This is a genomic window from Streptomyces sp. NPDC093221 (assembly GCF_044753885.1).
Classification (GTDB): domain Bacteria; phylum Actinomycetota; class Actinomycetes; order Streptomycetales; family Streptomycetaceae; genus Actinacidiphila.
This window is the reverse complement of sequence record NZ_JBIVOA010000003.1, coordinates 552720-573405: the sequence shown is the minus strand read 5'-3', so window position 1 is coordinate 573405 and position 20686 is coordinate 552720. Positions and strand designations below refer to the sequence as shown.

At 73.8% G+C, this 20686-nt stretch carries 14 protein-coding genes; 12 read left to right on the top strand and 2 right to left on the bottom strand.

Translation table 11 applies throughout. From position 1 onward, the window contains the following. The first annotated feature begins 21 nt into the window (after positions 1-21). The 5 genes from ACIQCJ_RS14260 to ACIQCJ_RS14240 all read left to right on the top strand — a co-directional run bounded on the left by ACIQCJ_RS14260 (position 22) and on the right by ACIQCJ_RS14240 (position 4882). The gene (locus tag ACIQCJ_RS14260; protein ID WP_355342525.1) at positions 22-867 is read left to right on the top strand and encodes a GntR family transcriptional regulator; all 846 of its coding nucleotides are present in this window, start codon (positions 22-24) and stop codon (positions 865-867) included. Continuing rightward, positions 864-1961 carry an N-acetylglucosamine-6-phosphate deacetylase gene (gene nagA / locus ACIQCJ_RS14255; protein WP_402711515.1) on the top strand — a complete coding sequence of 366 codons (1098 nt, stop codon included), beginning with the start codon at positions 864-866 and terminating at the stop codon, positions 1959-1961. Before ACIQCJ_RS14260 ends, nagA begins: the two co-directional genes overlap by 4 nt. Next, on the top strand, positions 1958-2623 hold the full coding sequence (locus tag ACIQCJ_RS14250) for an N-acetylmannosamine-6-phosphate 2-epimerase (protein WP_391046085.1): 666 nt from the start codon (positions 1958-1960) through the stop codon (positions 2621-2623). The genes nagA and ACIQCJ_RS14250 overlap by 4 nt, the downstream gene beginning before the upstream one ends. 180 nt (positions 2624-2803) lie before the next feature. Next, positions 2804-3658, top strand: coding sequence for an NAD-dependent epimerase/dehydratase family protein (locus ACIQCJ_RS14245; protein WP_402711736.1), 855 nt, complete (start codon positions 2804-2806; stop codon positions 3656-3658). Positions 3659-3889: 231 nt separating this feature from the next. Next, a complete protein-coding gene (locus ACIQCJ_RS14240; RefSeq protein ID WP_355342861.1) occupies positions 3890-4882 on the top strand; it encodes an ABC transporter ATP-binding protein in 993 nt (330 codons plus the stop codon). Positions 4883-4920: 38 nt separating this feature from the next. On the opposite strand, the gene ACIQCJ_RS14235 is transcribed toward ACIQCJ_RS14240, so the two are convergent. Together ACIQCJ_RS14235 and ACIQCJ_RS14230 are read right to left on the bottom strand one after the other, a co-directional pair. Beyond that, complete coding sequence (locus ACIQCJ_RS14235; RefSeq protein WP_402711514.1) at positions 4921-7755, bottom strand: hypothetical protein; 2835 nt, start codon at positions 7753-7755, stop codon at positions 4921-4923. A 209-nt stretch (positions 7756-7964) separates the two neighbouring features. Further along, positions 7965-11231 (bottom strand): FtsX-like permease family protein, encoded by a 3267-nt coding sequence (locus tag ACIQCJ_RS14230; RefSeq protein ID WP_402711513.1) that lies wholly within the window; start codon positions 11229-11231, stop codon positions 7965-7967. A 641-nt stretch (positions 11232-11872) separates the two neighbouring features. Between ACIQCJ_RS14230 and ACIQCJ_RS14225 the strand changes: the two genes are divergently transcribed. The 7 genes from ACIQCJ_RS14225 to ACIQCJ_RS14195 all read left to right on the top strand — a co-directional run bounded on the left by ACIQCJ_RS14225 (position 11873) and on the right by ACIQCJ_RS14195 (position 20614). Then, the gene (locus tag ACIQCJ_RS14225; RefSeq protein ID WP_402711512.1) at positions 11873-13594 is read left to right on the top strand and encodes a DUF4331 domain-containing protein; all 1722 of its coding nucleotides are present in this window, start codon (positions 11873-11875) and stop codon (positions 13592-13594) included. Next, positions 13591-14358, top strand: coding sequence for a class F sortase (locus tag ACIQCJ_RS14220; RefSeq protein ID WP_402711511.1), 768 nt, complete (start codon positions 13591-13593; stop codon positions 14356-14358). The genes ACIQCJ_RS14225 and ACIQCJ_RS14220 overlap by 4 nt, the downstream gene beginning before the upstream one ends. Further along, positions 14355-15716: a tetratricopeptide repeat protein gene (locus ACIQCJ_RS14215; protein ID WP_402711510.1), complete on the top strand. Its 1362-nt coding sequence runs from the start codon at positions 14355-14357 to the stop codon at positions 15714-15716. The genes ACIQCJ_RS14220 and ACIQCJ_RS14215 overlap by 4 nt, the downstream gene beginning before the upstream one ends. Before the next feature lie 131 nt (positions 15717-15847). Beyond that, positions 15848-16999 (top strand): acyl-CoA dehydrogenase family protein, encoded by a 1152-nt coding sequence (locus tag ACIQCJ_RS14210; RefSeq protein ID WP_355342498.1) that lies wholly within the window; start codon positions 15848-15850, stop codon positions 16997-16999. Between the two features lie 3 nt (positions 17000-17002). After that, complete coding sequence (locus ACIQCJ_RS14205; protein WP_402711509.1) at positions 17003-18121, top strand: acyl-CoA dehydrogenase family protein; 1119 nt, start codon at positions 17003-17005, stop codon at positions 18119-18121. A 124-nt stretch (positions 18122-18245) separates the two neighbouring features. Beyond that, the gene (locus ACIQCJ_RS14200; protein ID WP_401308658.1) at positions 18246-19238 is read left to right on the top strand and encodes a zinc-binding dehydrogenase; all 993 of its coding nucleotides are present in this window, start codon (positions 18246-18248) and stop codon (positions 19236-19238) included. 104 nt (positions 19239-19342) lie between these two features. Then, positions 19343-20614 carry a cytochrome P450 gene (locus ACIQCJ_RS14195; protein WP_402711508.1) on the top strand — a complete coding sequence of 424 codons (1272 nt, stop codon included), beginning with the start codon at positions 19343-19345 and terminating at the stop codon, positions 20612-20614. Positions 20615-20686: the final 72 nt, after the last annotated feature.

The window sequence follows — 20686 nt, the reverse complement described above, 5'->3', positions numbered from 1 at the left end:
CCACGAGACACAATCGGGGTCATGTCTACTTCGCCAGCACTGCACCGCAAGGTGGCGCAGCACCTCAGGGAACGCATCGAATCGGGTGTGATCGAGCCCGGTTCGAGACTGCCTTCCGAGCGGGTTCTCGCTGAGCAGTTCGACGTCAGCCGGGTCACCGTCCGTCAGGCACTGAAGGATCTGGAGGCGGCCGGCCTGGTCACCGTCGTCATGGGCGCCCGGTGGGTGCGCGGGCAGACGCCCGCGCCGGCCCCGGCCCGGCCCGCGGACCAGGACGAGGCGGAGTCGATCGAGGAGGGCGCCACCGGGCTGGTGAGCTTCTCCGACCTCGCGGAGGCGAACGGCCTGACCTCCAGCTCGAAAGTGCTGAAGTGCCTGACCCGCGCCAGCTCGCTCGACGAGGCGGACCTGCTGGGTGTCGCCCCGGGCGCACCCATCGTCGACCTGGTCCGGCTGCGGTATCTCGACGGCATCCCGACCCTGATCGACTTCTCGCTCATCCCTGAGCAGTTGGCGCCGGGCCTCGGCGACCACGATTTCACCACCGCTTCCCTGTACTCCACGCTCTCCGACGAGTACGGCCTGCACGCGGTCAGAGCCGACTGCGTCATCGAGGCGCGCGGGGCCACCGCCGACATCGCCGAGAACCTCGGCCTTGCTCCGGGCGACCCCGTCCTGGGGATCGTCCAGACCACGTTCGACGAGAACCGCCGGGTCGTGCAGTGGTGCCGCAGCGTCTACCGCGGTGACCGTTATCGCTTCCGCGCCGCCCTCCAGGGCCAGGCCGGCCGCGCGCACCGCCATCAATCCGCCGCAGAGCCGACCGGCCGCGGCCCAGCCCCCCATATAGCGAGGTTGTATCCATGAGAATTTCCGCACGCGGCGCCGTCGTCGCCGGCGCCTGGGTGAAGGGCGACGTCGAGGTCGACGGCGGACGGCTGGTACGCACCGGCCTGCCCTCGACCGGCACGGGGTACGTCCTGCCCGGCCTGGTCGACCTCCAGGTCAACGGTTACGGCGGGGTCGACTTCAACGCGGCCACGGCCGAGGAGTTCGAGCGGGCGCTCGCCGCCCTCACCCGCGACGGCGTCTTCCACGTACAGCCCACCGTCATCACCGACTCCGAGGAGAACGTGGTCCGGCAGCTCGGTGTGCTGGACAAGCTCCAGGCGTCCTCGCCTCCCGGCGCGAAGGTCGTCGGCGTGCACGCCGAGGGCCCGTTCCTGTCGCCGCACCACCGGGGCGTGCACCGGCCCGAGTACCTCCGCGACCCCGACATCGGCATCGTGCGACGCTTCCTCGACGCCGGGCCGTTGCGTACGATCACCGTCGCCCCCGAACTGCCGGGCGCGCCGGAGCTGATCGCCTGGGCCGCGGGCCAGGGGGTCATCGTGCAGGCCGGGCACTCGGGCGCCGACGCGGCGACCGCGTACGCCGGTTTCGACGCGGGAGCCCGCGCGGTCACGCACCTGTTCAACGGGATGATCGCGTTCAGCCACCGCGCGCCCGGCATCGCGGGCGCCACGCTCAACCGGGAGGAGGTCGCCATCCAGCTCATCGCCGACGACATCCATCTGGCGCGGGAGACCTCACTGTTCGCGCTCAAGGCCGCCGAGCACCGCATCATGCTCGTCACCGACGCCGCGTCGCCCGCGGGGGCCGGTGACGGTGTCTTCACCGTGGGCGGTTTCACCGTCGAGGTCACCGACGGGGTGCCGCGCCTGCCCGACGGCACCCTCGCCGGCAGTACGGTGACGCTGCTCCAGCAGGTACGCAAGCTGGTCGAGCACGACTGGCCGGTCGACCGGGCGGTGAACCTGGCCAGCCGCGCGCCCGCCCGCTTCTACGGGCTCACCGGCGCGGGGGAACTCACCCTCGGCGGCCCGGCCGACCTGATCGTCACCGACGAGGACGTCGCCGTCGAGCGCGTCCTGGTCGCCGGAGAGGAGTTCGCGGCGTGAACATCCTTCCTCGCGGCCTGATCGTCTCGCTCACCCCGTCGCCCCAGTCGCCCTGGCAGAACATCGACGATGTCGTCCGGCTCGCCGCCGCCGCTCAGGCCGGTGGCGCCGTCGCCGTGAAAATGGACGGCCCGGACGCCGTACGCGCGGTGAAGCGCGCGCTCCCCGGCTTCCCCGTGCTCGCCGTGAGCATCGACGGCTCGCACGGCGGGGTCGTCCGCATCACGCCGACGCTCGACCACGCCGCCGCCCTGGTGGACGCCGGGGCCGATGTCGTGGAACTGGAAGCGGACGCGGCGGCGCGCCGACACGACGGCCAGGACCTGGCCGAACTCGTCGCGTCCTTCGTCGCGCTGGGCAAGCCGGTCAAGGCGGGCGTGCCGGGGATCGACGACGCACGCACCGCCGTGGAGGCGGGCGCCGCGATCGTCAGTTCGTCCACGATGGGCTACCCCGCCAAGGCGAACTCCGGGCCCCTGCCCGACCTGGGACTTGTGGCCACCCTCGTCGCAGGCGCCGGGGTGCCGGTCGTCGCCGAGCGCGGCTACTCCACGCCGGACGACGTACGCGCGGCCCTGGCCGCGGGCGCGCACGCCGTCGTGGTCGGCTCGGCCATCGTCGACCCCGTCTGGCTGACCGCCCGCTTCGCGGGCGTGGCCTAGGGCCCGTCCGGCCCCACGCTCCTCGCCTTCGCGGTCCGAACGCCCAAGCCGACCAGCCCCGTTGCCGCCGGGTGACGGCGTCTCCCGTCGAGGCGGGCGGGGCATCGCACGGCGGGTAGGGTGCTTCGGACCGATTCCGCGCGGGGCTGGCAGAATCGGGGTGTGAGCGCCGAGCGGAGGATGCGGGACCCTGGCGGGGCGGTTGTCGTCACGGGAAGCTCGGGCCGGGTCGGATCGGCCCTGGCCGCGGCCTTCGACGCGGCGGGCCGGGAGGTCCGCGGCGTGGACAGAGTGGCCGGCCGCTGGACGAGCGTCGTCGCCGACCTGCGGGACCCGCGCGAGCGGCGGGCGGCGCTGCGGTCGGCCGACGTCCTGGTCCACGCCGCCGCGCTGCACGCCCCGCACGTCGGGCGCGTGGCCGATGAGGAGTTCCGCGCCGTGAACGTCGGCATGACCGCGGAACTCCTCGACGACGCCGCGCGCCTCGGTGTCCGGCGCGTTCTCTACATCAGCAGTACCAGCGTCTACGGCCACGCCCTGGTGCCCGCCGACCGCGCCGTCTGGGTGGACGAGCACCTCACGCCGCTTCCCCGGGACATCTACGACGAGACCAAACTGGCCGCGGAACGGCTGGTCGCCGCCTGCGGCGTCTCCGCGGTCACGCTGCGCATCGCGCGGTGCTTTCCGGAGCCGCTGCCCGTACTCGCGCGCCATCTGCTCCACCGGGCGGTCGACGTCGCCGACGTCGCGGCGGCGGCGGGGGTCCTGGCCGTGACGCGCCCTGAGGTGACCGGCACGTTCAATGTCTCCGGCCCGCACGTGTTCCAGCGTGAGGACTGCGTCGCTCTCCACCGCGACGCGGGCGCGGTCCTCGCCGGTCGGGCTCCTGACGTGGTCGAGGCGTTCCGCGACCGGGGGTGGCCGGTGCCGGATCGTCTGGACCGCGTGTACGACTCCACCGCGGCAACGAACGCCTTCGGCTACCGCCCTGTTCGCGGAGTCCGGGAACTCTTGCGGGACGCCCGCGCGGTCTGACGGCACGCTGTCCGATCGACGGCATGCGGATCGTGGCGGATGTGACGCGGGCCGAAGCGGACGCGACGACCTCGGCGACGCTGAGCCCTGATCGAGGTCCGGTCCTGCGGATGGCGGCTCCCGGGCGGGTTCGCGCATTACCCTGGCGGCTGTCCGACAGTGGGATTCGCAGACTTCACCTTATCGGGGGACCGCGTGGCAGTTCACCAACAGCCCACCGGGGCAACGGACTTGGACGAGCTGCGGCGGCGGGCCGTCGCGGCGCCACGGCGGGAGGAGGGGCTGGTCGTCTGCGAGAACCTGGTGCGGATCTACCAGACCGAGGGCGTCGAGGTGCAGGCGCTCCAGGGCCTCGATCTCGCCGTGGCCCAGGGCGAGATGATCGCGGTGGTCGGGGCGTCCGGCTCCGGGAAATCCACCCTGCTGGGCATACTCTCCGGCCAGGACGTGCCCACCGCGGGCGCCGCCACGGTCGCCGGACACGACCTGCTGACGATGAAGCGCCGCGAGCGGCTCACCTACCGGCGGGGCACCGTGGGCTTCGTCTGGCAGCAGACCTCGCGCAATCTGCTGCCCTACCTCTCGGCGGCCGAGAACGTGATGCTTCCGATGACGTACACCGGGATCAAACGCTCCCAACGCCGGGCGCGGGCCGAGGAATTGCTCGACCTGCTGTCCGTCGGACACTGCCGGGACCGTACGCCCGACACGCTCTCCGGCGGCGAGCAGCAGCGGGTCGCAATCGCCGTGGCCAACGCCAACGAGCCGCAGGTGCTGTTCGCCGACGAACCCACCGGCGAACTCGACACCGCCACCAGCGACGAGGTGTTCGCGGCGCTGCGCCGGGCCAACGAGGACCTGGGCGTCACCGTGATCGTGGTGACCCACGACGCCCTGGTGTCCGAGCAGGTCCAGCGCACGGTGCGGATCCGCAACGGCCGCACCTCGACCGAGGTGCTGCGCCGGGTCACCACCGGCGAGGACGGCGTCGAGGTGCTCACCGCCGAGGAGTTCGCGGTACTGGACGCCAGCGGGCGGCTGCAACTGCCCGGCCAGTTCACCGAGCGCCTGCACATGCGCAAACGGGTGCGGCTGGCCCTGGAGACCGACCACATCGGCGTATGGCCGGACGAGGCCGCGCGGCGGGCGAAGTCCGCGGCGGAGAGCGCCGCGGGCGCAGGAGACACGGAGGGCGACACGGAGTCCACCGAGAGCGCCCCGTAAGCCCTGCGCTCGACGGCCGCACCCTGAGCCGCGGCCGTTCACGTGAGCCGCAGCACGGCCCCCAGCCGCCGCCGACGCGCGAGGACGGTCTCGGCCGCGGCGGCGACCAGGATCAGCGCGGTCACGGCGACGACGAGGGCGAGCGTCAGCGAGTAGTCGGTGCGCAGGGCCGGTTGGGCCGGGCCGCCGGTGAACTGCCGCAGGTCCAACGCCGGTGCCATGAGCCGCGGTTCGAGCAGCCCGAGCAGCGTGCCGCCCACCGCGGAGGCGACCGCCAGCGGCAGCAGTTGCAGGAAGTGCAGCGCCCCGGCCTCCTTGCCGCCGAGCCCGAGCGTGCGCAGGAACGAGGCGGTGCGACCGCGCTCGTGCGCGGTGAGGGTCAGTTCCAGGGCGAGCGTGAGCAGGCCGGCCAGCGCGGCCAGGATCGACGTGACGGCGTAGGCCGTGTCGAGTCCCCGCGTCAGCCCGTCCGCGCGCAGGGCGCTCAGCGTTTCGGAGCGGACGCGGATCCGGGCCAGCGGCCCGAGCGTCTGGGCCGCCGCCGACCGCAGCGCGGCGGGCGTGGCGGGGGCGGTCCCGCCGGGAGCGCCGCCCTTGAGCAGCATGACGGTGCTCCCCGAGGACTGCTCGGGCATCAGGTGCTCGGCGCCCGCCGTGGTGATCAGCAGCGGCGTCCCGGCGGGAATCCGCGCCGTGACCGGCCCGAGGAGAGGGTCGTGCAGGTCCGCGCCGGTGAGGGTGCCGACCGGCGTGAGAACCAGGTCCACCGGGCGCCGCCCGAGGATCGAGACGCTGGAGGTGAAGCCACCGGTGCGCTCGCGCGCCCGCAGGTCGGGCGAGAGGAAGGACGGCAGCGGGACGCGCGCGTCGATCCGGGTTCCCGCCGGGGTGGCCAGCCCGGACAGCAGGGCGGTGGCCAGCGGCGACTTCGGTGCGACGGCGGCCAGTTGCCGGGGGTCCACGGTGATCACGGCGACCTGCGTGATCAGCGCGCCGTCGACCTGTCCCACCAGGTCGAGGGTGTGCAGATGCTGGACGACGGTCCGTATGCCCTTGCCTGCGCCGGTCCCCGGCGCGGCGGTCCCGGTCGTGGCCCCGTTCGCGGTCCCGGCCACGATCGCGCTCGCGTCCGCGCCGGTGGTCCAGTCCGCGCCCGCGGCCAGGCCGTCGCCGATCGTGCGCTGTACGAGTCCGCCGAACACGGCCGTCCCCAAGGTCAGGACCAGGACGAACAGCGCCAGCCCGGTCGCCGGGGCGTCGTGGGCGGCCCGTGCCGCCCCGATGAAGCCCACCGCTCCCCGGGCGCGCCGGGTCCGCCGCAGCACCACGCGCAGCGCGAGCGGGGAGATCCGCAGCAGGAGCAGCACGACGGCCAGCGCCACCAGCACCGGCACCGCGCCCAGAATCCCGTCGGGCCCCTGCGAACGCAGCGCGGCCACGCCCGCCGCCGTCGCGAGCAGCACCGTCAGCTCCAGGACCACGCGGCGGCCGGTGACAGCGCGGCGGCGCGAGCGCCGCGGTCGGCCGGGCCTGCGCGGCTCGCGGACCGCGAGCCACGTCATCAGCGGCACCGTCACCATCACGACCGCGGCGGCGAGCGCGGCGGGCACCGGCTGCGGCGATCCGGACGTGCCGCCGGGAGCCAGGGCCCGACCGGCCGCCCAGCCGAGCGCAGCGCCGATCAGCACCACCGGCCAGGCCACGGCGCAGCGCAGCAGCACCAGCCGCGCGGTGGACGCGCCCCGCGCGCGCTGCAACCGCAGGTGCGCCCGCCGTCGGCGCAGCAACAGCCGTACGGCGACGGCCACGGTGGCCAGCGCGACCGCGGCCAGCGCGTCGACGGCGTACATCGCCAGCGCCCTGGCCTGATGGTCCTGAGCGGTGAACTCGGCGAGCAGCGGCGTCAGGAAGTCGGTCACCAGCAGGGACCCGGTGGCCTGACCGCGTACGTGGCAGCTGATGTCGCCGGAGATCCAGTCGGTTCCCTGGCACAGGGCGGCACTCAGGTCCGCGCCGTAGTGGGACAGCGGCCCGGCCAGCGCGCGGGCCTGGTCGAGCGCCGCTCCCGACAGGTCGGCCCGCAACTGCCAGGTCACCCGGGGCCCGACGACCCCGGCCCCTGCGAGCAGGTCGGCGGCGTCGAGGCCGACGAGGCCGCTGACGGCGAGCACCGTGCCGGCGGAGCGCTCCGCCGGGTAGCGCGTCGGCTGGTCCAACGACGCCCGCCCGGCCCAGAAGCCGTCGGCCGCGGCCGTGGTGCGGTAGACCCCGCTGACCAGCAGGTCGACCTGGGGCGGCGCGTTCCCCACCGCGGGCGTCCTGGCGAATTCCAGCGTCAGTCGGCTCCCGGTCGTGACGCCCAGGGCCCGCGCCGTGGCCTGCGACAACCCGATCTGGGGCGCGGTGCCCAGCGGTGTGCGGTCGGCCGGGGCGCGGCCACTGACGTAGCGCAGATGGGCCCGCGCGGACGGCAGGTAGCTGAGGGCCAGCTTGGTGGCGGTGTTCGCGGGGCCGGGAGGCGGCGGTGCGACCAGGGACGCCGGGTTGTAGTCGTAACCGCCGCCGACGGAGGTCAGGCGGCGCGCGCCGGTGCCGCTGAGCTGCTCGGTGAAGGTGCTTCCCGCGCCCAGCAGGGTGGCCATGTCCACCGCGGGCGGGTCGGTGTCGAAGACCTCCGGAGTGGCGCTGACGCTGATCAGCGGCGCCTCGGCCTGCGCCGCCGCGACGCGCTGCCGCAGCGCCCGGTCCTCCTGGCGGCCCACGACGGCCGGGGCCCAGGCGCACAACGCCGTCACCACGATCACCATGACCGTCAGGCAGACCAGCAGCGGGAGGTCGCCGCGGGTCTCCTGGCGTATCAGGCGCAGTGTCACCGAGGCGCCCGTACCGCCCGGCCGCCTCACCGCCGTGTCCGCTCCCGCCGATCCCGTCTCTGTCGTACCCGTTGGCCCAAGTCCCTTTCCGGTCATGCCCGTTCGCTCGGGTCTCGGCGCCGCCCCGTCCGTTGCCCCAAGTCCGTTGTCCCCCGCGCCCGTTCCCTCGGCTGGTGTCCGCCGCCCCGCGCGGTCGCGTCCGGTCCGGCTCATCGGTCCTCACCCGCTCGCAGCACGCGTACGAGGTCCACCCGGGCCAGCAGCCGGGCGAGCGCCAGCACGATCGCGCTGATGGCCACGGCGGTCGCCACCGCCGTCAGCGTCACGGTGCCCCACGGAGTGACGTTCGGCAGCGGGGGATACGGGGCGTGGCCGCTGTCGTCCACGGTGACCAGCGGCAGCACCGCCGAGGCCAGGGCCATGCCCATCAGCGCGCCCGGCACCACCGCGAACAGCGCCAGACTCAGCTGCTCGGCGCCCAACAGCGCGTACAGGCCCGTGGACCGGACGCCGATCGCCCGCAGCAGCGCGAATTCCTTGCGGCGCTGCCGGGTGGAGACCACCGCGTGCACGGTGAAGGCGATGACCGCGAAAGCGGGGGCCAGGTAGCGGACGAGTTCGAGCACCCGGCGCAGCCCGGCGCGGAACGGGTCGTCGCGCAGCGCCGCCGCGGTCCGTTCCGCTGTCGTGACCCGGCCCAGCGCGGCCCGCGCCTCGGCGGCAGCGGCCGTACGCGCGCTGTCGGTGCTGCTGATCCACCAGAACGCGGGATCTTCCTGGTCGACTCCGGCCACGGTCATCGCGGCGGCGAGCTGGCGCTGATCGGCGATCAGATGCCCCTGCCCGCGGCCCAGTCCCGGCAGCGAGTCGACCAGGCCCACGATCGTCGCGGTGATCCGGCCGCCGCCCAGATCCAGTGTGGTGGTGCTGCCCACGCTCAGGCGCGTGTCGCGCAGGGCCGCGGCGTCGGCGCGTACCGGGAGCGGCGCAGGACGGCCGGCCGGGCCCGCCACGAGGCGCACCTGGCTGCCGGGCCGGGTCTCGTAGTCGCTGTCGGCCAGGCCGCCGAAGGCGTCTCCGGTCGCGGTCGAGGCCCTGACGCCGGTGCTGACGGTGGTCCTGAGCACCTCGGAGCGGCCGGGGGCGATCGCGCACACCCCGGGAGTGCCCGGACTGTAGTCGCCCGCCGGTTTGCCTTCGCAGGCCCCGGCGGTGGCGTCGGAGGCGTGGGTCGTACCGTCGGCCCAGACCTGGCCGCCGGGAAGGCCGGTGACCCACGTGTCCGCGCTGTCCCGCGCGCCGACCCGGATCAGCTCCAGGTCGAGCCGCGCGGGCCGCGCGTTCGGCTGCGGCAGGACGTTCACGGCGGTCACCGTCAGCGGATACGCCCGCGGGTGGCCGTCGCTCAGCGCCACGTCGAGGGGGACCACGACGGTGTGCCGGGCGCCGTCGGCGGCGGGCAGGCGGGTCGCCAGCGTACTGACGAGGCCGGACGCGTCCTGCACGGTCAACTCCAGATTCGGCGCCGCGCGGCTGCCGTCGCTGCGCAGCCGCTCGTCCAGCAGCAGCGCGGTCGGACGGCCGGGGAGCGGCACCCCGAAGACGACCGGTGACGGGGTGGGGGGAGCGGGCCCGCCGACCGTGCCGACCAGGCCCTCGGTGGCGTCGCCCGGCAGGTTCACCGTCGACTGCGTCACCGGGGTCACGGCGGTCACCGCGGGCAGCGCGCGATAGGCGGCGCCCAGTACGGACGAGGGGTAGCCGCCGTCCGCCGACGGCTGGACGCGTACGTCCGCGCCGACGGTGAACGCGGCCTGCTCGGACGCCAGTCCGCCCAGGCAGGCCAGCGCGGTGGTCGCGAAGGCGCTCACGGACACGGCCAGGCACATCAGGACGACCGGTCCCGCGTTGCGCGCGGCCCGGCGGCTCAACTGCCAGCCCGCCAGCGCGAGGGCCAGGCCCCGGCTGCGACGGCCGAACGCGTCCAGGAGCAGGGAGGTCAGCGGCAGCAGGCGCAGCAGCAGGAGGGCGGCGGCCCCGGCCACCAGGGCGGGCACCAGGACCAGCACCGGGTCCGCGCCCGCGCCGCCCGTGCCGACGTCGGCGATCAGCGAATGGTGCCGCCGTAGCTCCAGATAGCCCAGGGCCGCGACGGCCAGCAGCGCCAGGTCGGCGCCCAGCCGCTGGGCGGCGGCGCGTACACCGCGGGCCGGCCGGGACCGCGTCGAGCGCAGGACGGGCAGCAGCACCGCCGCCGCGTGCACCAGCAGGGTCAGGCCCACCGCCGCCCACGCGGCGGTTCCCCGGCTGCCCGGGCGCAGCAGCCCGGCCAGAAACGGCGCGACGGCCGCGGCCGGAACGCCGGTGACCGCCCACTCGGCCGCCGCCGCGCGCAGCAGTCGCGGGGTGCCCGCGCCCCTGGCCTGCTGGAGTGCCAGTTCGTCGCGCCGGTGCTCGGTGAGCTGGCGGGCGGCCAGTACCAGGGTGGCCAGGGCGAGGACCGCCAGCAGCACGCTCGGCAGGTACAGCGAGGACCGGGCCGCCACCATCGGCACCGCCAGGCCGTCGATCGCGCCCGGCAGCCCCGAGGCCACCGTCAGGTCGTCCAGAGCGGGCTGCCGTCCGCCGAACACCGACACGCGGCTCGCGCTGCCGGAGAAGGCGCGCATCCGGTCGTGCAGTCCGGGGAGGCTGTCGGCGTCGATCCGGGCGAAGTCCGGCTGCATACTCCAGTGGGCCGTCAGATGGCTGTTCAGGACGACGCTTCCGTTGAGAGCCGACGGCGAGACCACGAGCAGGTCCTGGCTGGCGGTCTCGTCCGCCGTCACGTCGCCGGCCATCGCGGGCCAGAATCCGACGGGGCCGGTCGGCCGGAAGACGCCGGTGATCCGCAGCGTCATGGAGTGCCTGAAGCCGTCGCGCACCTGGAGGCGGGAACCGGCGGTCACTCCCAGCCGCCTGGCCAGCGCGTCCGGCAGCGCCGCGTCGACCGGGGCGGTGGACCCGGCGGCGATCGGTACGTCGGGCAGCGAGGTGAAGGCGCTCGCCGTCGCGTCCGCTGTGCCGGCCGGCCACCGTCCGGCGACCAACTGCCCGAATCTGCCCGCGTCCTGGACGGCGACCGGGTGCAATCCGGTTCCCCCGGGGCCGCGCGGCGGGCCCGTGACCCCGTCGATCCCCGTCACCGAGACCGGTGAAGAACCCAGCAGCCCCACATAGGTGTGCTGCGGCACCCCGGCGAACGTCCGGTCGGCGGCGGCCCGTACATCCCGGTCGGCGACGGCCATGCCTCCGGCGCGGAAGGGCGCGTTGACGGTCACCTGCGCGTCGAGGTCGGCGGCCAACCGCCGTACGGCGCCCGCCTGTACCGAACTCCCGGCCAGCGTCGCCAGTGCGGCGAGCGCCGTCGCGCACAGCAGGACGGTCACGGCGACGGCGGCCAGCACCAGCCCGTGCTGCGTGGCCTGCCGTACCACTGTGGGGAGCCGCCGTCGGGCCGGTCCCGGGACTCCCGGGCGTCGTCGCGGCGACGACGTGAAGGCCGTGGCGACCACATGAACCCCCGCGTTATCGAACATGTGACGGTGACGGCGCGTCACAGTCCTACCAGGGCATCCCCCAACGGGGCAAGCAGAGGCCCGGCGCGGGCCTGTGGGGAGGCCGAATCCCGGTCCCGGCGGCGCGGGCGGGGCCGCGCGCGTACCCGATGGGCCGACCCCGCACCTGTCACGGGCGCGTACTCACTCGGGCGGCTCACCGCTGCCACCGGGGTGGCGCACAGGGCCGGGCGCGGAGGGAGGCAGCCCCGGCTCCTGAGCCCGCTGTCGCCCCGTCACCACCGCCGCCCCTGGCCCGAGTACCGGCGGATCCAGGTTTGTTGACCGTGGTGGCCCACAGCGAGAACCCTTCTGCCGCATTTCGGACCTGGCGCGTTGCAGGCCCCCTCGGCGCATGGTGCTTTATGCGTAGCTTAAGCCTCATATCGGACTTGCTCGGTGCCGTCGCCGTCACCGTACGGCGCGGTCATCGAGGTTCCGTTCAGGGCTGAGCCGTCCCCGCTCTGCGCCGTCCCGCCCCCAGCCGGGGGGCGGCGGCCCCGCCTGGAAACGGATGGTCCATGCAGTCTTCCCACCCGCCCCGCCGCACGGCGGCCCGCGCCGCCGAACGCTCACTCGCCACCGCCGGCCTGCTGGCCCTGGTGTCCTCCGTCGTCCTGACCGGTCTGACGCCCGGTGTCAGCTCCGCCTCCAGCCACCGCGAGGCGCCGCTGATCGCCGGGGACCCCAAGGCGGACAACACCGACGTCTACGCCTTCACCAGCCCGGACAACCCCGACACCGTGACCCTGGTGGCGAACTGGATCCCGTTCGAGGAGCCCAACGGCGGCCCGAACTTCTACCCGTTCGCCAACGACGCCCACTACAACATCAAGATCGACGCGGACGGCGACGGCAAGGCCGACACCACGTACACCTGGTCCTTCACCGACCACTACCGGGACGAAGCCAACCAGTTCCTGTACAACACCGGGGTCGTGAAGTCGCTGGACGACACCACCTTGAACTTCCGTCAGACGTACACGCTGACGGTGACCGACGCGGAGGGCGACACCAAGACGCTCCTCAAGGACGCGCCCGCGGCCCCCTCCAACGTCGGCAAGGCGTCGATGCCGGACTACGCCTCACTGCGCAAGGAGGCCACCGTCGCCCTCCCCGACGGCGGCCAGACCTACGCCGGGCAGGCGTCCGACCCGTTCTTCCTCGACCTGCGGGTCTTCGACCTGCTCTACGGCGGCAACCTCAAGGAGACCGGCCACAACACGCTCGCCGGTTACAACGTCAACACCATCGCCCTCCAGGTGCCCAAGTCCGCGCTGGCACTGAAGGGGGACGCCACCCGCAACCCCGTCATCGGCGTCTGGTCCACCACCGACCGGCAGGGCGCGGCGGTCGCCGCGCCGTCCGGCAAGGGCGACGAGGGCATGGCGTCCCACGGCGCGGAGGGTGCCGGGGGAGCCGGGGAAACCGCGGGCGCCGGGGACTCGCAGGACGAGGGCAAGGGCGGCCCGCCGATGCCCGACAAGGGCGCCGAGTCGGGCTGGCACCAGGTCTCGCGCCTCGGCAACCCGCTGGTCAACGAGGTCGTCGTCCCGCTGAAGTACAAGGACGCCTTCAACACCCTCAACCCGGACCAGGACCACACCGTGCAGCCGGTCGTCGACAAGGTCCTGGACCCGATCGTGCCCAAGCTCATCCAGAGCATCTACGGCGTCCCGGCGCCCGCCACCCCGCGCAAGGACCTCGCCGAGATCTTCCTGTCCGGAATCTGCAAGGCGTGCGGACCGGTCCAGGCCGACCTCAACTCGCAGTTGCTCAACGCCGACGTGGACAAGGCGAAGTTCACACCGTCCGAGGAACTGCGGCTGAACATGGCCGTCGCGCCCTCCGCCAACCCCAACCGGCTCGGCGTCCTCGGCCAGGACCTGGCCGGCTTCCCCAACGGCCGGCGGCTCAACGACGACGTCGTCGACATCGAGCTCCAGGCGCTGGAAGGCGCGGCGGAGACCGGAAAGATCGTGCCCGCGCTGGCCGCGGGCGACGCCGTCGACACCCCCTACCGCCAGCCCGGTTCGACCTTCCCGTACGTGGCGCTGCCCAACACCGCCGCGGTCAACCAGGCCGACTCGCTGCACCCCGACGGCGGCGTGGGCGCCGGCTTCGGCGGCACCGCGTTCCACGGCGGCTTCCCCGCCGTTTCGGTGACGGCCCTGGGCGGCGGCGCCCTGCTGGCCACCGCCGGACTCCTGGCGCTGCGCCGCAGGCGCGCCGACCGGGTGTGACCGCCCCCGCCACCTCGGGCCGCCCGGCCTCCGCACCGGAGGCCGGGCGGCTGCGGCGCGCCCTCAGATTCCGCCCCGCCCGGCCCTGGCGCCTGATCACCGCGCTGGGCGTCCTCGCCGGTCTGGGCATGATGACGGCCGGCGGCTGCGCGCTGCTCACCGCCCGGCCGCCGAAGACCACGCAGGTCGACGTCGGCACGCTGCCGGTCCCCGCGACCGCCGGGGGCCACGCCGCCCCCGTCGCCCCCGCGGCGCCCGCCGCACGGCCGGTCCGGATCCGTATCCCCGGCATCGGCCTCGACCACCCCCTGATCGGCCTCCAGGTCCAGCAGGACGGCCACCTCGGCGTGCCCGAGGACCCCGGCCAGGTCGGCTGGTGGAGCGACGGCCCGCGCCCCGGCGACCCGGGCGCCGCCATCGTCGTCGGCCACGTCGACTCCCTCACCGGCCCGGCCGCCTTCTACGGACTGTCCACGCTGCGCCCCGGCGACCGGATCACCGTCGACCGCGCCGACCACAGCCACCTGGACTTCACCGTGCGGGCGCTGCGGCAGTACGAGAAGGACGCGTTCCCCGACGACCAGGTCTACGCGACCGCCGGTCCGCCCACGCTGCGGCTGATCACCTGCGGCGGCGCGTACGCGGGACCCGAGGGCGGCGGCTATCTCGACAACGTCGTCGTCTACGCCACGCCCGCCGACCCGAAGCCGCCGCGCCCGTCCCCCCACGCCACCCCCACGACCCCCCAACGGAGCGGGAATTGACTACGTCCGTCCGCCGGAGCCCCCGGCGTCATCTGCTGTCCGCCGCCGTCACCACCGTCCTCGGCGTGGGCCTCTTCCTCGCCGGCGGCCTCGGCCTCGCCCCCTGGCCGGTGACGGGCGCCGACCGCGCCGCGGGTCCCACGGGCGAAGCCGGGGCCCCGGCGGCCGGCGCGGACCCGCTCGCCCAGGACATCAACGGCATCCAGGCCCACCTGCGGCAGAGCCCGCGCGACGCCGTCGCGCTCGGCACCCTCGGCCTCGACTACGTCCAGCAGGCCAAGAACACCGCCGACCCGACGTACTACCCCAAGGCGGAAGCCGTCCTGAAGCGCTCGCTGTCGGTGGACGCCACGGACAACTTCACCGCGATGGGCGGCATGGCCGCCCTGGAAGCCGGGCGGCACGATTTCCGCCAGGCGCTCACCTGGTCGCGCAAGGCGGTGGCCGTCAACCCGTACAACTCGTCCCTGTACGGCACCCTGGCCGACGCCCTCACCCAGCTCGGCCGTTACGACGAGGCCGCCGACGCCGTACAGCGCATGGTCGACCTCAGGCCCGGCGCGCCCTCGCTGGCGCGCGCGTCGTACGTCGCCGAACTGCGCGGCGACATCGACACGGCCAGAACCGACATGCGCCGCGCCCTCCAGGACTCCGCGGGCCCGGCCGACCAGGCGTTCGCCCACTACTACCTCGGCGAACTCGCCTTCAACAACGGCGATCCGGCCACCGAGCTGACCGAGGCCGCCGCCGGTCTGCGCGTCGCGCCGACGTACACCTCGCTGTTCCAGGCCAAGGCCAGGGCCGAGGCCGCGCTCGGCAGGACCGACGCCGCCCTCGCCGACCTCAACCGGGCCGTCCAGCGGGTCCCGCAGCCCGAGTACGTGCTCCAGCTCGGCGAGCTGTACCAGTCCCTCGGCCGCACCGCGCAGGCCGACGAGCAGTACCAGCTCTTCCGCGCCGAGCAGAAGCTCTTCACCGCCAACGGCGTCGCCCTCGACTCCGACGCGGCCCTCTTCGAGGCCGACCACGGCGACGCCGCGCAGGCCCTCGCCATCGCCCGCCGGGGCATCGAGTCCCGCCCCTTCATGGACACCCACGACGCCCTGGCCTGGGTCCTGCACGCCAACGGCCGCGACCGCGAAGCCCTCGCCGAGAGCGACCTGGCGCTCGCCCAAGGGACCCGCAACGCCCTGTTCCGCTACCACCGCGGCATGATCGAACGGTCCCTCGGCGACACGGCGGCGGCCCGCACCGACCTCGCGACAGCCCTGTCCGTCAACCCCCACTTCAGCCCCCTGGCCGCCCCCAAGGCCCGCGCGGCCCTGACCGCCCTGACCGGCCCGTCCCGGCGCACCTGACCGTCGCGGAGTCCCGGTCCTCGGCGGCTGGGCCGGGCACCGGGGCGTTCGCGCTTCTTGACGGGGGTTCGGGTGGCGTGCCACGGTGAGGATATTACTTAGGGATGTTAAGTGATTCCTCGAGGAGCCGTATGAAGCTGAGGTTGTCGCCCGAGGACGCGGCCTTCCGTGACGGGTTGCGGCGGTTCTTCACCACGCGGGTGCCGGGGCACATTCGGGAGACGGTGGCGGCGCGCGAGGAGTTGACCAAGGAGCAGATGGTCGAGTCGATGCGGACGCTCGACGCGGCCGGGATCGCGGTGCCCAACTGGCCGGTCGAGTGGGGCGGGAGGGACTGGACGCCGCTGCGACGGCACATCTGGCACGAGGAGATGCAGGCGGCCTGCGTTCCGCCGCCGGTCACCTTCAACGCCTCGATGGTCGGCCCGGTCATCGCCGCGTTCGGCTCGCGGGAGCTCAAGGAGCGCTTCCTGCCGGCCACCCGGAACGTCGACATCTGGTGGTCGCAGGGCTTCTCCGAGCCCGACGCCGGTTCCGACCTGGCCGCTCTGCGCACCTCGGCCGTACGCGACGGCGCGCACTATGTCGTCAACGGCCAGAAGACCTGGACCTCCTACGCCCAGTACGGCGACTGGATCTTCACGCTGGTGCGCACCGATCCGGACGCCCCGCGCAAGCAGGCCGGCATCTCCTTCCTCCTGATCGACATGGCCTCGCCGGGCGTCACCGTCCGGCCGATCCAGCTCATCGACGGCGGGAGCCTGGTCAACGAGGTCTTCTTCGAGGACGTGCGCGTCCCCGTCGACAACCTCGTCGGCCAGGAGAACCACGGGTGGGACTACGCCAAATTCCTCCTCGGCAACGAGCGGGTGGGGATCGCGGGCGTGGGCGGGACCAAGTGGCTGCTGGCGCAGGCCAAGACATGGGCCGGGGACCGGCTGCGCGAGGATCCGCTGCTCGCGGCGGACTTCGCGCGGCTGGAGAACGACCTGCTGGCGGTCGAACTGACCTCGATCCGGGTCGCCGCCGACTCGGCGGACGGCAAGGCGCAGCCCGCCTCGTCCGTCCTCAAGCTCGCCGGATCCGAACTCCAGCAGGCCGTCACCGAACTCGTCCTCGGCCTCGCGGGCGAGCAGGGGCTCTCCGGCGACCCGGCCGCGGGCGCGCCACCGTGGACCCGCCCGGCCGCCGCGGCCTATCTCCACCTGCGGGCCGCGAGCATCTACGGCGGCTCCAACGAGGTGCAACGACAGATCATCGCCGGCACGATCCTGGGGCTGTGAGACATGGACTTCGACCGCACCGACGAGCAGCGCGCCCTGCGGGACGCCGTACGCGGTCTGTTGGGCACGGCCTACGCCACGGTCCAGGGCCGCCGTGACGCCACGGCCGAGGAGCCGGGATACGACGAGACCATGTGGTCCCGGCTGGCCGCGATGGGCGTCCTCGGACTGCCGTTCGCGGAAGAGGCCGGCGGCATGGGCGCGGGCCCGGTCGAAGTCGGCGTGGTGGCCGAGGAGATCGGGCGCGTACTGGCCCCCGAGCCCTTCGTCGAGGCCGTCGTCCTGTGCGGCGGCCTCCTCGCGCGGGCGGGCGGCGACGTGTCCGGCATCGCGGACGGCACCCTCCTTCCGGCGTACGTCGGCGGTCCCGGCGTCACGGCCCGGCGCGACGGCGAGCGCTGGGTGCTGGACGGCGGCGCCTCGCCCGTACTCAACGGAGCCCGTGCCGACCTGCTCGTGGTGGTCGCCGACGTCGGCGGAACACCGGCGCTCTTCACGACGGCCGGGGGCGAGCGGACCCCGTTCGGTACGTACGACGGGGGACGCGCCGCCCGGGTGACCTTCGACGCGACCGCCGCCGAGCCGCTGGGCGATCCGGCCGCCGACGCGACCGGCGTGATCGCGTACGCCCGGGCCCGCGCGCAGGTGGCGTACGCCCACGAGGCGCTCGGCGCCATGGAGCGCGCGCTGGAGATCACCCGCGACTACCTGCGCGACCGCCGCCAGTTCGGGAAACCGCTGAGCGCCTTCCAGAACCTCACCTTCCGCGCCTCCGACATGTACGTCTCGCTCGAACTCGCGCGCAGCACGGTGCTCTGGGCGTCGATGGTGCTCGCGGAAAGCGACGAGAGGGAGCGGGAGGGCGGTCAGGCGGAGAGCGGCGCGGCCGAAGGCATCGAGGCGGCGTCGCGCGCCAAACTCCGGGCCGCCGAGTCCGGGCGGCACATCGGCCAGGAGGCGATCCAGTTGCACGGCGGGATCGGCATGACGATGGAGTACCAGGTCGGGCACTACGCGATGCGGCTCACCACCATCGAGCACCTGCTGGGCGACCGGCGCCACCACCTCTCCCGCCTGGCGGCGGCGGTCGGCGACCACTGGGCCGTGAACCCACTGCAATAGCCGGCGCCCGGCCGCCGCAGGAGCTGACGAACGAGCCGGCGGACGAGTCGTCCGATGAGCCGGTGGATTCTGTCGACAATCCATTAACCATGCTAATTTATTGCGCAATCCGAAAGGGGCCCCCATGGCAGGGTCGGTCACCACACACGAAGCCCGGCTCACCCACGACGGCGCGGAACCCCTCACCGCCGGTTCGTTCGAGGTGGCCGAACGGGAACTGCCCCCGGCGGTCGACGGCGAGATCCTCGTCGAGGTCCGGTACGCCTCCCTCGATCCCTCGCAGCGGATCCGGCTCCGGTCGGAGGGCGCCGGTTTCGTCCCGCCCGCCGGAGTCGTCGGCACCGTCGTGGAGTCCCGGAGCGACGCGTTCGAGGTCGGGGACACGGTGACCGCGCCGGGCGCCTGGGCCACCGCGGTCCGCGTCCCGGCCGCGAGCGCCGAGCGGTACGACGCCCCGGAGGGTGTGGCCCTCCACCACGCGGTCGGTCTGCTCGGACTGACCGGTCTGACCGCCTACTTCGGGGTACGGCGGGTGCTCCGCCCGCGTCGCGGCGAGAAGATCGTCGTGACCGGCGCCTTCGGGGGAGTGGGCCAGGTCGCCGCGCAGCTCATCGCCGCGAGCGGCGCCGACGTCCTCGGCGTCGTGGGCGGCCCCGACAAGGCGCACGGCCTCAAGCGGCTCGGCATCACCGCCGTCGACCACCGGGCTCCGGACTGGACCGCCGAGGTCGACCGCTGGGCGCCCGAAGGGCTGCACGCGGTCTTCGACAACGTGTGGGGCGAGACGTCCGCGCGGCTGGTCGAGCGGCTGGGACCGCTCGGCCGCGTCGCCCTGTGCGGGCAGATGTCCGGCATCGGCGAGGCGGTGGTCCCGCCGCTGCCGCTGGACAACTGGTTCCGGCTGGTGACCCGTTCGCTGACCGTCCAGGGTTTCCGCGCGGCCGACTTCGCCGCGGAGAACGCCGACGCGCGCCGGGCCCTCGCGGACATGATCGCCTCGGGCGCCCTCGACCAGGAGATCCACCTGGCGCCCGGCCTGGCCGCCGCGGGCCCGGCCTTCGCCGACCTGCTCACCGGCCGCGTCGTCGGCAAGCTCGTCGTAGCGGTGCGGGAGTGAGCGACGGTGCGGGAGTCAGTGACGGTGCGGGATCACGCGGCGGTGCGGGAGTCAGTGACGGTGCGGGATCAAGCAGCGGTGCGGGAACGAGCGGAGGTACGGGCATGAGCAGCGGTACGGGCGCGGGCGCGGACGCCCTGCGGGACGACGTACTCGCCCTGCTGGCCGGGGACGGCGACAGGCTCGCGGACCCGTACCCCACCTGGAACCGGCTGCGCGAGGAGATCCCCGTCTGGAAGCAGGGCGACGTGGTGATCCTGAGCCGGCACGAGCACGTGCACCAACTGCTCGGGGACAACAACATCCTCTACAGCCGTCAGGGCACGAAGACCTCCGCGCGCTACGAGCGCGCCAAGCGGGAGTTCAGCCCGCACGGCAGCGCCGCCTTCGGCCGGGTCCTCGACCAGGAGTTCCACCAGTTGGTGCGGATGGACCCGCCGGACCACCCGCGGGTGCGGCGGGCGGTCCAGCCGCCGTTCTCGGCGCGCAATCTGGCCCGTGAGATGCAGGACAAGGTCAGCGAACGGGTGGACCGCAATCTGACCGCGCTGGCGGCGGGCGGCGGCGAGGCCGACTTCAAGAAGTTCGCGTACTCCCTTCCCCTGCAGGTGCTCGGCGACCTCCTGGGCATCCCGATCGACGACCTCGACATGGTCCACTCGTGGGCCCAGAAGATCGCCGAGAACAAGTTCAACGCCGACTCCGAGAGGGCGGCGGTCGAGGCCGACGAGGCGTACCGGCACCTGATGACGTACATCGACGTGCTCGTGGCGCGCCAGCGGGCGAGCGGCTCCGAGACCGGCCTCGTGGCCGCGCTGCTGGAATCGGAGGACAGCGGCGTGGTCTCCCACGAGGAGGCGATGGCCATGATGGCGCTGATGATCTTCGCGGGGCACGAGACGACCAGCAATCTGCTGGCCATCGGGCTGCTCGAACTGCTGCGCCATCGGGACCAGTGGGACCTGCTCGTCGCGGAGCCCGAGCGGGTCCCGGCGGCGGTGGAGGAGCTGCTGCGCTTCGTCACGCCCGCGCACTTCCTGCCGTACGTCGCGAAGGAGGGGCGGGAGGTCGACGGCGTCGCGGTCGAGGCGGGCGACACCGTCATCGGCGTGCTCGCCGCGGCCAACCGGGACCCCGCGGTCTTCGCGCGGCCGGACGAGCTGGACATCGCCCGCTCCGACAGCCGCGCGCACGTCTCGCTCGGCCTCGGGCCGCACTTCTGCCTGGGGGCCGGTCTGGCGCGGATGGAGGCGACGGCGCTGTTCGGCACGATCGCGCGCAGGTTCCCCGGCGCGCGGCCGGTCGAGGCCGATCTGCGCTGGGGCGGCCGTTCACTGCGTACGCCACTGGCCATGCCGGTCCGACTGCTGGGCTGATCGGATGCCGTGACGGCGGCCGATCCCGTGCCTTGACGGTGGCGGGCAGCACTCCTATCGTGTTATTTCACA